Annotated in this window: 17 protein-coding genes; 3 read left to right on the top strand and 14 right to left on the bottom strand. The window is 30.1% G+C overall.

Annotated elements, in window-relative coordinates:
• Positions 1-56 precede the first annotated feature (56 nt).
• Both RR409_RS10990 and RR409_RS10985 read right to left on the bottom strand, forming a co-directional pair.
• Positions 57-845 (bottom strand): class I SAM-dependent methyltransferase, encoded by a 789-nt coding sequence (locus RR409_RS10990; RefSeq protein WP_332557800.1) that lies wholly within the window; start codon positions 843-845, stop codon positions 57-59.
• Between the two features lie 353 nt (positions 846-1198).
• On the bottom strand, positions 1199-1441 hold the full coding sequence (locus RR409_RS10985) for a hypothetical protein (RefSeq protein WP_332557799.1): 243 nt from the start codon (positions 1439-1441) through the stop codon (positions 1199-1201).
• Positions 1442-1766: 325 nt separating this feature from the next.
• Between RR409_RS10985 and RR409_RS10980 the strand changes: the two genes are divergently transcribed.
• Together RR409_RS10980 and RR409_RS10975 are read left to right on the top strand one after the other, a co-directional pair.
• Complete coding sequence (locus RR409_RS10980) at positions 1767-2267, top strand: hypothetical protein (RefSeq protein WP_332557798.1); 501 nt, start codon at positions 1767-1769, stop codon at positions 2265-2267.
• Between the two features lie 82 nt (positions 2268-2349).
• On the top strand, positions 2350-2538 hold the full coding sequence (locus tag RR409_RS10975; RefSeq protein WP_332557797.1) for a YvrJ family protein: 189 nt from the start codon (positions 2350-2352) through the stop codon (positions 2536-2538).
• Between the two features lie 62 nt (positions 2539-2600).
• Here RR409_RS10975 and RR409_RS10970 read toward each other — a convergent pair whose 3' ends face one another.
• From RR409_RS10970 to RR409_RS10950, 5 genes are all read right to left on the bottom strand, one after another.
• Positions 2601-3155 carry a DUF4362 domain-containing protein gene (locus RR409_RS10970; protein WP_332557796.1) on the bottom strand — a complete coding sequence of 185 codons (555 nt, stop codon included), beginning with the start codon at positions 3153-3155 and terminating at the stop codon, positions 2601-2603.
• A 251-nt stretch (positions 3156-3406) separates the two neighbouring features.
• Entirely contained in the window at positions 3407-3949 is a 543-nt protein-coding gene (locus tag RR409_RS10965; protein ID WP_332557795.1) for a DUF4362 domain-containing protein, read from the bottom strand.
• Positions 3950-4069: 120 nt separating this feature from the next.
• Positions 4070-4327 (bottom strand): hypothetical protein, encoded by a 258-nt coding sequence (locus tag RR409_RS10960; RefSeq protein WP_332557794.1) that lies wholly within the window; start codon positions 4325-4327, stop codon positions 4070-4072.
• A gap of 30 nt (positions 4328-4357) precedes the next feature.
• Entirely contained in the window at positions 4358-4615 is a 258-nt protein-coding gene (locus tag RR409_RS10955) for a hypothetical protein (RefSeq protein WP_332557793.1), read from the bottom strand.
• A gap of 32 nt (positions 4616-4647) precedes the next feature.
• Entirely contained in the window at positions 4648-4986 is a 339-nt protein-coding gene (locus tag RR409_RS10950) for a hypothetical protein (protein WP_332557792.1), read from the bottom strand.
• Between the two features lie 188 nt (positions 4987-5174).
• On the opposite strand from RR409_RS10950, the gene RR409_RS10945 reads away from it, so the two are divergent.
• The gene (locus RR409_RS10945; protein WP_332557791.1) at positions 5175-5696 is read left to right on the top strand and encodes a hypothetical protein; all 522 of its coding nucleotides are present in this window, start codon (positions 5175-5177) and stop codon (positions 5694-5696) included.
• Between the two features lie 286 nt (positions 5697-5982).
• On the opposite strand, the gene RR409_RS10940 is transcribed toward RR409_RS10945, so the two are convergent.
• The 7 genes from RR409_RS10940 to RR409_RS10910 all read right to left on the bottom strand — a co-directional run bounded on the left by RR409_RS10940 (position 5983) and on the right by RR409_RS10910 (position 12060).
• A complete protein-coding gene (locus tag RR409_RS10940) occupies positions 5983-6582 on the bottom strand; it encodes a hypothetical protein (protein ID WP_332557790.1) in 600 nt (199 codons plus the stop codon).
• Positions 6583-6711: 129 nt separating this feature from the next.
• Positions 6712-6924, bottom strand: coding sequence for a hypothetical protein (locus RR409_RS10935; RefSeq protein ID WP_332557789.1), 213 nt, complete (start codon positions 6922-6924; stop codon positions 6712-6714).
• 353 nt (positions 6925-7277) lie between these two features.
• Positions 7278-8762 (bottom strand): hypothetical protein, encoded by a 1485-nt coding sequence (locus tag RR409_RS10930; protein WP_332557788.1) that lies wholly within the window; start codon positions 8760-8762, stop codon positions 7278-7280.
• Positions 8763-9142: 380 nt separating this feature from the next.
• The gene (locus RR409_RS10925; protein WP_332557787.1) at positions 9143-9586 is read right to left on the bottom strand and encodes a hypothetical protein; all 444 of its coding nucleotides are present in this window, start codon (positions 9584-9586) and stop codon (positions 9143-9145) included.
• Between the two features lie 214 nt (positions 9587-9800).
• Positions 9801-10193 (bottom strand): hypothetical protein, encoded by a 393-nt coding sequence (locus RR409_RS10920; RefSeq protein WP_332557786.1) that lies wholly within the window; start codon positions 10191-10193, stop codon positions 9801-9803.
• Between the two features lie 255 nt (positions 10194-10448).
• Complete coding sequence (locus RR409_RS10915; RefSeq protein WP_332557785.1) at positions 10449-10985, bottom strand: hypothetical protein; 537 nt, start codon at positions 10983-10985, stop codon at positions 10449-10451.
• 505 nt (positions 10986-11490) lie between these two features.
• Positions 11491-12060: a rhomboid family intramembrane serine protease gene (locus RR409_RS10910; RefSeq protein WP_332557784.1), complete on the bottom strand. Its 570-nt coding sequence runs from the start codon at positions 12058-12060 to the stop codon at positions 11491-11493.
• Positions 12061-13200 lie beyond the last annotated feature (1140 nt).

Below are 13200 nucleotides of genomic sequence, written 5' to 3'. Positions count from 1 at the left end.
TAATCATATACTTGCGATTAATGCAACCTTTTAGAAGATTGTTTACTTAATATAAATTACTTTTTTCTAAAAACATCTAAACTGTGATGCGTTATTCCGACCAAATCAGTACGTTCACATATAAAAAAATGATATTTTAAGTAAGCTTCAAACATTTTTTCATCCATTTCATCAATTGTATTACGCATATGATTTGTCAACAAGTCAGTAGCAACAAAATGAAGGCGTTCAATATTATATCTTTCCATTAATTCATCGATTTCGTCTTTCCTATACATTTCAAACAGTAAGGATGGATTTGACAGACATTTAAATGTATCTCCGTCAACAATACCATTTTGAATCCCCTCAAGTATATTACCTTTCTGGAAACCCCAACTTACAATTGTTGCCTCGTTCATACAATACGAAACAAACACAACCCCGCCTTTTTTTGTAACTCTGATAGCTTCACTGATGGCTTGTTTTTTATCATCATCATTGAACAAATGGTATAAAGGTCCAAGAACTAACGTAATATCAAAAGTTTCATCCTCATAACATGACAAGTCTATCGCATTGCCTTGTCTGACATCTATATTGCAATTTTCTGTAATCTTGCTTTTGAGAATATCAATATTATGTTGTATAAGTTCAACTGCATCAACTTGAAATCCTTTTTCTGCAATTGTAAGTGAATATCTGCCTGTCCCTGCACCTACTTCTAAAACACGCATTCCTTTTTTCAGAAACTTTTTTATATACCTCATCGTAGTAAGAAATTCCACCTGGCCATGTTTTGATGTAAGACGCCCCTCTTCATCATAATTATTATAATACTCAGTCAAAAATTTAAGTTCATCCATAACTTTTCTCAACCCCCTTTTACTTCGCAATAAATTACTAATTTGTCTTTAAACAAAACTTCTGAAATTCCCTTATAACTCCATTCTACCATATAATTACATTGTGATATAATCGAAACTTCTTATTGCTTGTAATAAATGATAAAATAAAAGACAATTTCCAGCTAATACTTGAACATAGTGAAAGCTATAGCTGGAAATTGTCTATCCCTTAGTTGATTTTTAATTTTATGAGAAATATAATTAAAGCCACTGAGAAATTGCCCAGAGCTTAATTGCTCCTTGGATAAATTTCTTAGTGGCAGTTTGTTTTCTTATTATCTCAGCGTGCACTTATTTCTAGTATCTTATTTTTATTTAAAGCTAAATGTATTAATTACAGTAGTTTTACTATGAATATATTCCTCAGCTATGGCTTTCAACTTCTCACAAATACATTCTAAATTACACACATTGCAGCAATCAATAATATTACTGTCTAATAAGGAGCAGTTTAAACCATCCTCCAAGGTAGAATTCCTTAAAGCAAGAGCTATTTGCATCTTATCAAAATTTTCATTTTCATTGCTTGATTTCATAATCTTATCACTAATCATGTAAACACCTCATTTATTATATTTATTGGTCCATCCCTTAAACTCAGGATCCAACAATAAATATATATGCTCAAAGAAAATAATTACGGTGACTACAACTTTTTATAAAGCCCTTTCAAAAGGATAAATATATATTTACAAGAATACATATTGTTATGTTGTTATATTTATAAAAATAAAAAAATATAACAATATATAGTATCCATGCGGTTTTCAGAGGTTTCCACTAAAAATAACTCATTTCTCCACACTAAAAACTCCTTGCAATCCCATATATTTATAATGAAATAAATTTTATGAAATAAACTTAAAAGGAGATCTTTAAATGGCAAAAAAAAATTCTAAAAAAGCTATGAATATAGATGAAATTTCTTATGATTATGGAGTTGAAGAAGATAGTTTTGATGAGGTCATAGTGGGTACACCAGTAGCAAGTTTCAGCTTTGGTATCAAAACTGAAGATGAAATTATCCAAGGATCAACTGACTTTATAACTTCAACTGCACCTAACCCAGTTAATAAAAATCAACCTCACATTCATCAATTAAATTCTCAAGCTGCACCTCAATGGAAAGTTAATACTTCTAATGAACTCATGGATAACCGAATAGGTAAACCAACACCCAATGGCGTTACACCACCAATAGATGGAGAGCCCTTTGATATAAAAAGAACCTATGCTCTACGTAAATCTACTATTAGAAAGCTTAATGAATTAAAAGCAGCTCATCCTGATGTTAATGTTTATTTAAGTACAATACTTGATGCAGCTATAACTTATTACTACAATCTTACCTTAAAAGATGATGGTTCTACCCAACAGTAAGATTTCTTCAACAAAATTTATGATAATAACAGAAAAATCACTTCCTTAAGCATATATCTTTTATGAAAAGGAGGTGATTTCTATGGAAGTAAATGAACTTGTTAATTTATTTGGTAACGTTGGTTTTCCGGTGGCTATAAGTGCTTATATTTTAATAAGATTAGAAAAGAACATAGCTGGTTTAACTTTATCTATAAATAAACTTAATACTATAATTTCCACTAAGCTTGGAGTTGTTATAGAAAATGGTAATGACAATAAGGTTGCATAACCAAGATTTACTTATTAAAAGAGCTGTTTCAAAAGTATTGAATTACTTTTGAAACAGCTTATTTAATGCTCAAGGTAATCATTTTTAAAAGCAAATATGGGTATTTCTTCCCCTGTATCCGTAATTGCTCTGTAGAAGGTCCGATCCTCTGCTTTTATAGTGCGAATATCTACAACATTATAAGTTGTTCTTTTTCTATTTGCTTGGCTTGCATATTTATCCCTTGTATTATCTCTTACTAATTTTATTCCATCCTCAGTAAAAATCAAATCACTTATTATAGCATCTCCCTCAACTGTATAGAAAGTAATTCTTATCATATCACCAGGGTTTAACTTTTTACTTTCAAAGGCTGCCATAAATTCAATAAACTTTTCAACATTATAGTTTTTATGAAAAAAATTTACAACATCTCCATTCTTGATAGCTAACTCATAACTATAATCCTCTGGTAACTTATCTAAATCTATATAAGAATTCGTTATTGGGTTTTCACTATTTTCAATAGCTTCTGTTGGTTTTGCCTTTACTTTTACTATGTTAGATGCTGTAAAGGAAAATCCTGAAGTAAAAAATGAAATAGTGAAAATTATAAGAATAGCAGCAATTTTTCTCATTGTTTCATCCTCCGACACATTATTATATGCGTATTTTGCCCTATTCTTTATACAATTATGATTTATCATTTTTATTAAATATAGCTTATATCCACACTATAGTATTTTACTTTTCATCCACTAATCAAAATCCTTCAGCACTCTAATACTTCTAGGAATCCCCTTTTCTATTAATCTTTGCATATGTGCATGTATAGATTAAATTTAAAGTGATTTATGATCATTTTAAATTCATAAGTTTCAGGAATAAACTAAAAATAACCATCCTTGAATGTAGCTATAGGTAGTTCTTCACCTGTATCAGTGATTATTTTATAATATGTACGCTTATTCTCCCTTTTAATGAATATGTCCTTTACCTTATAATAGACCCTTTTTTTATCTGCGGGACTTATGAATTTCCCCCTTGTATGGTCAATTACTAAACTTGAACCATCATCACTAATAATTAAATCAAATATTACTGGGTCACCTTCTATTGTATATCTTGTGACTCTTACCATATCACCAAGTGTTAATGTGTTGTTTTTAAATCCTTCTATGAAATCATCGAGCTTGTAAACATTATAACCCAGACCATGAAGACCTACTACATCTCCATTCTTAATTGCTAACTCATGATTGTAATCCTCTGGTAACTTATCTAAATCTAAATAAAGATTTGATATAGGCTTTTCACTGTTTTCAATAGCTTCCGTTGGCTTTACTTTTACTATACTAGATGTTTTAAAAGAAAATCCTAAAGGTAAAAATGAAATAGTGAAAATTATAAGAATAGCAACAACTTTTCTCATTGTTTCATCCTCCAACACATTATTATATGCGTATTTTGACCTATTCTTTATACAATTATGATTTATCATTCTTATTAAATATAGCTTATATCCTCACCATAACATTTTACCTTTCATCCACTAATCAAAATCCTTTAAAACTTTAATACTTCTAGGAATTCCCTTCTCCATAGAAATATAACCCTTTTCTATTAATCTTTGCATATGTGCATGTATAGATGATTTTGATGAAAGATTTACACTTTCTCCAATCTCACTTAAAGAAGGTGGATATCCTTTTCTATCTATGTAATCATTTATTGCTTTCATAATGTTTCTTCTTCTATGAATTCCCTCTGGTTTACATGCTCTTCTCTTAGTATCCCCTTTACTCCCCATAAACTTGCCCCCTTAAACTTAACTTAAATTCTAAATCTTAAACAAAATCCACTTACAGGTGCTTAGCTCATACTTCAATTGATAAGGTTTCTCCACTCCATTAATAATGCTCTGACAATTAAAAATCAGCATAGGATTTCCTGCGATCTTCTCCTTATCCTGTGTTATAACCCTACCAACCTTAATCACCACTTCCTCTTCTTCCTCAATTCTAAATCTCACTGGATGTGGCACACCTTTAGAGTCAAACCAAGCCACCATAGAAACTGGTTTTGCAATAACCTTCATAATTACACCACCCAAATAATAATAAAAGAATCTTATGAAATATTGATACCATATTTGTTATTTTTCTTATTATCATTGTGAACTAAGACTATAAGCAAGCCCACTAACCATGTCTTTAAAGATAAGCTTAATTCTTCAGTTGAGTCCTTTGAAAAATGTTTTTTCAACTCTTCCTTAAGCTCTATAAGTCCCCTTGAGTCATCCTCTTCATTGCACAAGTTACCTAATTTATTAAGCTTTCCTATATACCGCCCATGAAGTTGTTCTAACTCACCATAAGCAACGATATTATCATTAAGGTTTCTTAAATCCTTAAAACCTTCTGGATCAAATACTAGATCTATAGCCTTTTTATAAATTTTCTCCTCCATTATTATCCCTCATTTCAGCATTCTCAAACATATGTTCGCATATTTTTATTTTATCAAAAATCTATATAATGTCAATAGTTGGCGATTTTGTTAATACAAGAGTGCATAAAGCCGGGATAAAAGTATATTAGATTTACTTTGAAACAAAATAATCTCAGCGGATTTATTACTGAAGAGAGGTTATATCTATGAGAAAGTTTATAGTGCTAATATTATTAATAATACAGATATCAACAATACCTGTTTTAGGTTATGTGAGCGAAACTATAACCGAGAAGGATCTTACTGAAATATATTCCATAGCACTGAACTCCTTTATACTGGACCAATATACTTTAGACCATATAAGTTATATATCAGTGGATATGAGCACACAGTATTATGACAATATTTCTATTAATGGCAGAGAAGAAATACTAGGCAGTCTTAAAAAGTATGGGAAAACACTTGTGACAGATTCCCTTGAAGGGTTAAAGCAGAAAGGCTTAGCCGATAATTATGGAAATGTAAATGTGAGTCAAAATGAAACTGTTGTTAAACGCGGATTGATATTACGTATATGGAAGGTATCTTTTATCTCGGAAAATGAAGTTCAGATACAAGGGGACTGCTATGAAACCCCTATAGCTGGGAAAGGATTTATAAGTACAATAATATTTAAAGATGAAAAGTGGCAACTGAAAAATTCAAAATTACTGTATGTGGCTTAATATGGCAGTTAGATTCTAGTTAGTTGTTAATGAGGCTCTTTATAAGAGAAATATATAATTATAAAACTAATTTTAAAAGGTTGCACTAAGATAAAATATAATCTTAGTACAACCTTCTTTATGATTATTAAATTACTAACTTTGTTCACTTGAGTTTATAGACATTTATCTATTTACAAGTATGTTTTTATTTAAGAGAATCTTATCAAAAGGCCGCACTTTAAGAACATTACGACAATTACAAAATCATTTTACTTATAGTTTCTTTCCAATTTCTGTTTAGTTTTTATGCTATACCTGTACCTATATTTCTTAATTCCCATTGCCCATTTTTGTATACAGCTTTGTACATTGGTATAACTCCCCCTAAATTACCATACCAAGAAGTTGCTTCAATTACTGCTTCATTATCCTTAAATTCTATTAGATTTATATAAAGAAATGTTCCTTTAATTGTTTTTCCTAACAGACCATGTTTATCAAGGATAAAAAATGACTTGTTGTCCTTAACGTCTTCAAACCAATATAGATTTGGTGATAAATCTTTAAATCCGTCTAATACTTTTTCCTTTGATTTTTCATCAAGACCTACCAGTGAATCTTTTTTTATCGCAATAAACCTATTTCCACCATTTTGCATTTTGAATGCATCTCTCATGACAGCTATATATAATTTAACTCTTTTTTCTTCTTCTTCAGTATTTTGATAATTATTAAATACTTTACTTACTTCTTTTATTACTTTTTCAGTGCTAGTTTGAACACTATTATATAATTCTTGCTGAATAGTGCCATGCTCAATAATGGTATAAATATTATTATTGAAAGAGACACTCTTAGGAACCAACCACTTTATTACTAACATTAAAATAATTAATTTCTTCATAAAATTACTCCTTTTGCAATGTAGTATTAGCAATAAGGAATTAATTTATTAGAAGTTCGGAATAATTTACTAATATTCATTAATCACATTTCTAGGATGATTGTATTTTAAAAGAATATGGTCAAGCAGTCATTTATTAGAAGCCACTTTTTTATTAGAGTTATACACCTTATAAATGCGAATAAATCCTCTTATTAAAAATATACTAAGGCACAGCGACATAATACCAATAATATATTTTCTTTGAAATAGTGCAACAATTGTAAAAGTAAGAAACATTAAAATACATAGTGTTACATTTATCAAAGACCATAAGTTTGGTTTTGGCAATTTCTTATCCATTAAACTCCCCCCCATTTAATTCAGCATATTTTACTAGTTTGACTTAATTAAATCCTCTGGATTTCTCCATCAATAGAATTATACCATATATTTACTGTAATTATATGCCTATTGCTCCCAATTACTTGAAGTTCAAGCTAAAATAAAAAGACATTCCCCAGCTAAGACTTGAACACACTGAAAGCTCTAGCTAGAAATTGTCAACAGATTAGTTGCGTTTAAATTCTAAGTAAATGTAATAAAAGCCATTGAGAAAAGCGTCCAAGGCTTTACACTTGGATACTTTTGCCCAATGGCTTCATATCTTGGTTTATTAATTTCAATTAAATTTCTTTAGAATTTCTGTTGTTTTTCTATTTAATCCAAGCACCGCTTGCATCTAATTTATAACCACCAATTGTTGTACTCTTAGCCATTTGTCCACTTCCGTAAAGATAGTACCACTTACCACTAGATTGTACCCATCCAGTTCTCATAGCTCCACTTCCATCTAGTAGATACCATTGTCCATTTAGTAATAGCCAACCTGCATGCATTTGGCCATTGTTAGCAAAATAGTACCACTTACCACCATTTTGCACCCAACCAATTTTTCTTTCACCTGAGCTATTTAATAAATACCATTTGCCACCATTTTGAAGCCAGCCTGTTTTCATAGCACCGCTTCCATCCATGAAATACCACTTATTGTTATCATTAAGCCAGCCAGTTTGCATTTGGCCAAAATTATTCATATAATACCACTTGCCACCATTAGCTAACCAACCACGATGTTGTGTTAATCCTGTAGCTATATTACCATTATAAAAATACCAAGTTCCATTAATGTTATTCCAACCTGCCTTAACATCCTTAACAAGCTCAAGTTTAGCATTTTTTAATAGTGGGGATACCTGATTTCCATCGTTTAAATACTCTGTATAGTTCCCAGCACCATCCTCTACGTAGACTCCAAGTACTTTCCAAGTTCCATAATCTAACCCCTCATTAAAATATAATGTTGCTAAAAATTCACCATTATTTAAGTCAGAAGGAGCTAACTCCATAGCATAATTTTCTTTTGTAACTGGAGATTGAAGCACCACAATAACCTTATTAACTTGTACATTATCCTTTACCGTTGCTCTAATTTCAAATTCTTCATTTAGAAATAGAACAGTATCACTGATATAAAAGTTTTCCATTACTGGTGGAGTTTTATCAGGATTCTCAGCTACAAAGTTACCATTTACTAACTTAGGATATAAATAAGCACCACCATAATCACCCATATCATTAACGAAATCACACTTTATAGTGTCAAGGATCCAAGTTCCTACATAATCAATCCCGTAAGGAATACTCACTTCTCCTTGAAATTTATTTGGTGACACTTGGTTTAATATTATTGTATGAGTGGTACCAGACGGCATCTTATAATTTGCTTTAAACTCAGAGACAACTTTTCCCTCTGGAATAAAAACATCAAATTCTACTTTAACACTTTCACCTAGGTTTGCTACAGTCTTATCAATTTTAACATCTAATATACTAAAATATTTTTGAGGTACTGTGTTAGTTTCATTTGTTTCCTCAGTATTACTTGATCCTGTTCCCTCTTGTACAGTTCCTTGCTCTGCACCATTAGAAGTGTCTGCTTGTACTTCTTCTGTTTGCTCTTCAGTGTTGGTAACGTTTTCTTGCTGGCCTTCTGTTTGTGGATTTTCTACTACCACTTCTGAAGTTGTGATGATTTCAGTGTTCTCTGTTGATGCGCTTACCTTATAACTAGGTATTGTTGCTAGTGAAGCAGTGATGGAAAGAGATAATAATAAAGCTGTTATTTTTTTAGATTGCACGATGGTTCCCCCTAATTTTAAACTTTTGTTACGAATCTACGTAAATTTTATCAGGGGTAAAAATAACTTTCAATGTAATGATTTTTCCAATATTGTATATATGGTGAAATTTGTGTATCTTCTTCTTACAGTTATTGCAACTCCTTATCATCAGTGATTTTCAAATAACATCTCTCCAAAAACTACTATTAGGACATAATGCTAATGAATAGTAAATTGCACTTGTGACAGGCTTTAAGAACGTTGTGACTTAGTTATCATTACATTAACATATCCTTATTTGTTGAAAATAGAATATGTTTAAATATAGTGTGAATAATACTCGAATTTTAGAGTAGCCGATAATGGCTTCCCTAAAATCATATTTTACAAGAAACAAATCAACTATGTTGTTTTAAAAGTTTTTTCTTATAAAAATACCCACTGGTAAATACTATTAGCATTAATATCAATCCAGTAATTTGAATTATTTCATTAGGTGTTTGCGGAAAAATCAATCCAATTTTTGCTGTTATATAAATTAAAGAAATAGTAAACATTTGAGAAAAACCTGCTAATACTAAATTTCTCTGATTATCTGCTACCATAACAAATTGCCAGTAATATAATAGAAGTGATATTATTCCGATAGAGTTAGCCAACACTATTGCTTTTACTGGACTCTTAACATTCTCTGCAAATTGTGTTCCCACCCAAAACCAATAAGCCATCATTAAAAATGGAGCAACATTGATAAATAATGGAAGAAAGATTAAGAGATTATTGAATAGAAAACCTATTAAAATTGGTGATAGAGCTATTAATAGTAGTTTTATCTTTTCCATCGCACCCTCCAAAAAATAGTTTTGACTTGCATGTAAAATAATGGATGTGTATATAACAATTATAATATTAATCCAATAAAATGTATGTACTAAACAGATATTGTTTCTATTTCTTTAAAATCTATTATTCTTGTATAATGATTAATTACATTGTGTTGATTCACAATAAATTACTTTTATGACCTAACTTAAGAAAGTTGTGTCTTATATTAATCTAATTATCTTTCTTTTTTAACAAAATAACGTCAATAAAAGAAAGACCAAAAGCTAGACCCAATGCTCCAGAAAATACATTTAATAAATCTTTGTTTGTATCTCTAATAACATAACTTGAAATATAATTTATAGTGCTAAATAAAATAAACAAAGCAATAAATTTTGCCACCCTTTTCTTTATCTCAGCCCATTTAAACTTTCTTAAATTAAAAATGGCAATTAAAGGAATATACAAAAGCAAAAATAAAGTTAATAATATATATCCAATTCCAAATTTGAAAGCAATGCTACTGTCTATATCTTTATAAGCAATCCAGATTATAATTATAGTTTCAATTGCAAATAGTATATAAAGAACTCTTGTGAAAATTAATGACCTATTTCTGTTCAAAATATTTACTCTCCTATCACATTAAATTATGATTATGCCTTTGCAACTATATTTCATAATAGTTTAAAAAGCCCTTTAATATTTAAAATACGATTAGAGCTTTTGGTAAGTCTAATTTTCTTCATCCTTAATTACTATTGTTCATCCAACATAATTTAGTGATTAATACATAGTATAAGAAGAATGTGAATTATTTAATACAAACCAACCAAAGATTATGCATATCAACCCCACTTAATATTCTTTAAACAAGTATTAATAACCTGGTATTGAAGTATGGACGAAGTTAGTATCTTTCGAACTATATACAGTCTCTCCTACAAATCCACCCTTAACCTTATTAAAGATATAGGTTTTTAGATTGAAGCCTGCACCAGTACTTACAATAACATTTATCTTTGAAACTTCACCAACACCGTTATTGGAAACAGTAAAGTAGACTGAACCCAACTGTACATATTCTGATAACAGCGGATAAACCTTTTTTCCATCCCGTACAACCAATAGCCAGTTTTGCCCATCATCCCACACCATTTCTCCCTTTCCATCACGTCCTGCTGTTGTATATAGTTCAATCCTTTCTTCTGAACCATCTAAATCCATATCATAAGAAAATTCATCAAGTTTTGTCATACTTTTGGTGTCCATTGATTCATCTGGAACTGCTTCAACTAATCTATTTTCAACCTTATTCACAGATTGTGAGGGCATGCTGGCCTGCCCACTATTTTGGCAGCCATTGAAAGTCATAAATATGAAGCCAATCAATAATATGCAACTAATTCTCCGCATTTAAAATCATCTCCTTATTACTATTATAGGATAATTATGGGATAATATATAATCAGGTTAATTCGCACTTTATTACTAGTCTGACTTTAAATAAGTCTCCTATATCAATATAATAAGTACATTTTACCATATAATTACTGTAATAATATACCTGCAGTTTCTTCTTTCTTGTATTTCAAATAAAAACAAAAGACAATTTTCAGCTAAAACTTGAACATAGTGAAAGCTTTAGTTAGAAATTGTCTACAGATTAGATGAGTTCAAATTTTAAGATAAATGTAATAAAAGCTACTCTGGAAAGTTTCCTGGAGCTTAGCTCCTTGAAATCTTTTCTTAGTGGCTTATTAAGTTAGTTTATTTAATTAAAATTCCTTTAACTATTAAACCTATGAAATGTTATAAATTCACTTAATTAGAATATTATAAGTTGTCTTCTAGTCTATTATTAAAAAGGATACGTTTCACAAAACAACAAAAAATATAACTCACATACTCCTATGGTTATTTATTTCAGTGTCCCCCTAAACAGAAGTATTGAACTAACAAATATTCCAGATCCAAATCCAATCAAATGTGCAACAAGGCCATGTATCCCGATAAAGTTGCCTAAGAAAAAATACCAAACTGTATAATTACATGACCATTCGTTAAAATTCAGTTTTAGAAGTCCTGGATTATATAAATATAAAAAAACAATACAAGCAATTATTGCATAAATACCTGGTGATGCACCACAACCCCTTATATAATTAGAGTTAATAGCTGAAATAATACTTTCTACTATATTTCCTATTAAGTAAATTGACAAGAAATAAGAACTACCCATTTTGTTTTCTAAAATAATACCAACGCAAAAGATAGCAAAAGCATTACCTAACAGATGAAATATATTTGCATGAAAAAATGAACCTGTAATCACACGATACCATTCATTGCCTTGCAAATTACTAAAGCTTTTACCACAACCCCATTCAAATAGTTTTCCCTGAAATATGGATTTGTCAAATATAAATAAACTCAAGTATATTAAAACAAGTATGATAGTTACTTTAGGTAAATTCTTAACATTGAACATAGTCCTGCCACTTATCATAGATTATATTAATACCCCCTTATTAATATAACTTTTACCTTTTATCGATATATACTTTAAGTGCTCTAATCCCCCAATATGACAAGCACATTATTGATATATATGTGAATATACGAATTAATGGTTCTATTATTTCTAATGCATATAAAAAAGTAACACTATTAACCATCCCACATTTCCCCCTTATTTGAACTAAATACTTCCATTAACAACATTTTACCATAAATTGACTGAATAATATAAAAATTAATCCTTATAATAATAAATTACAACCAAATTTGGATCATATTGTTTTTAAACTTCATTTACAAGAAGCTCCTTAAATCAATACACTCATGTCAAATCAAAGTATATATACCCCTTCCTTCCTCTCCACTTCGTTCCGCTCCAGGAAGTACTAAACATACTTTGATAGCAACTAATAGGAAGATTATTTTAGCCCAAAACTTCCATTACACTTCAGTATTGGTCTAAAATAATCCTTGAATTAAACTTAATCCCATGGTACCTAATGTTAACCTTCTGTCTTAAAAGTAATCTTGCAACTCACTTCTATGCAAGTATAGTTCTTTCCTTTTAACTTAAATGTGTACTACCTAAACACTTAGTAATTCTTTTCCACCTGTAAAACTACAACTATTTAAGCTTCTCCCTTCGCTTATAAAAAGAACACTTTTACTGAAAGAATAGACCCAAATACTTAACAACTATATACTATATCTCTTTAATCCCATGTAGTTCTTTCAATTCATAACATACATCCTCTCTACTTTTTAAGTTTCATTGGCGCCTATTCCATCACCCAAAAAAGGACAGGTCATCTGTAACAGCTTCTAAGGCCCTAAAGGTCTCTCACTACTTCAAGCCCTTTACTTCCTAAGTATCTGTAAACATTAGACTAGTCCTTTTTTTGGGTACCCGATGGGGTGCGTTGCACGTAAAATCTAAAACTCAATTAAATACTTATTCCATTACAATTATGAAAATGAAAACATAATCTTTGAAATTAAATAAAAGGGAGAATATGAAAGTATATATAGCACTGCCTTTTATTCCGTTTCACTTCATTTCAGTCAGCACTAAAAATACTTTCATATCTCAAAAGGAAATTTTAGACAAGCT

This window comes from Clostridium sp. (genome assembly GCF_036642255.1).
In the GTDB taxonomy this organism is placed as follows: Bacteria; Bacillota; Clostridia; order Clostridiales; family Clostridiaceae; genus Clostridium_J.
This window is presented reverse-complemented; position numbering and strand designations above follow the sequence as displayed.

Excerpts from the sequence above, each read along its gene's own strand:
- RR409_RS10990 (WP_332557800.1), bottom strand. The coding sequence starts at position 845 with ATGGATGAACTTAAATTTTTGACTGAGTATTATAATAATTATGATGAA.
- RR409_RS10985 (WP_332557799.1), bottom strand. The coding sequence starts at position 1,441 with ATGATTAGTGATAAGATTATGAAATCAAGCAATGAAAATGAAAATTTT.
- RR409_RS10980 (WP_332557798.1), top strand. The coding sequence starts at position 1,767 with ATGGCAAAAAAAAATTCTAAAAAAGCTATGAATATAGATGAAATTTCT.
- RR409_RS10975 (WP_332557797.1), top strand. The coding sequence starts at position 2,350 with ATGGAAGTAAATGAACTTGTTAATTTATTTGGTAACGTTGGTTTTCCG.
- RR409_RS10970 (WP_332557796.1), bottom strand. The coding sequence starts at position 3,155 with ATGAGAAAAATTGCTGCTATTCTTATAATTTTCACTATTTCATTTTTT.
- RR409_RS10965 (WP_332557795.1), bottom strand. The coding sequence starts at position 3,949 with ATGAGAAAAGTTGTTGCTATTCTTATAATTTTCACTATTTCATTTTTA.
- RR409_RS10960 (WP_332557794.1), bottom strand. The coding sequence starts at position 4,327 with ATGGGGAGTAAAGGGGATACTAAGAGAAGAGCATGTAAACCAGAGGGA.
- RR409_RS10955 (WP_332557793.1), bottom strand. The coding sequence starts at position 4,615 with ATGAAGGTTATTGCAAAACCAGTTTCTATGGTGGCTTGGTTTGACTCT.
- RR409_RS10950 (WP_332557792.1), bottom strand. The coding sequence starts at position 4,986 with ATGGAGGAGAAAATTTATAAAAAGGCTATAGATCTAGTATTTGATCCA.
- RR409_RS10945 (WP_332557791.1), top strand. The coding sequence starts at position 5,175 with ATGAGAAAGTTTATAGTGCTAATATTATTAATAATACAGATATCAACA.
- RR409_RS10940 (WP_332557790.1), bottom strand. The coding sequence starts at position 6,582 with ATGAAGAAATTAATTATTTTAATGTTAGTAATAAAGTGGTTGGTTCCT.
- RR409_RS10935 (WP_332557789.1), bottom strand. The coding sequence starts at position 6,924 with ATGGATAAGAAATTGCCAAAACCAAACTTATGGTCTTTGATAAATGTA.
- RR409_RS10925 (WP_332557787.1), bottom strand. The coding sequence starts at position 9,586 with ATGGAAAAGATAAAACTACTATTAATAGCTCTATCACCAATTTTAATA.
- RR409_RS10915 (WP_332557785.1), bottom strand. The coding sequence starts at position 10,985 with ATGCGGAGAATTAGTTGCATATTATTGATTGGCTTCATATTTATGACT.
- RR409_RS10910 (WP_332557784.1), bottom strand. The coding sequence starts at position 12,060 with ATGTTCAATGTTAAGAATTTACCTAAAGTAACTATCATACTTGTTTTA.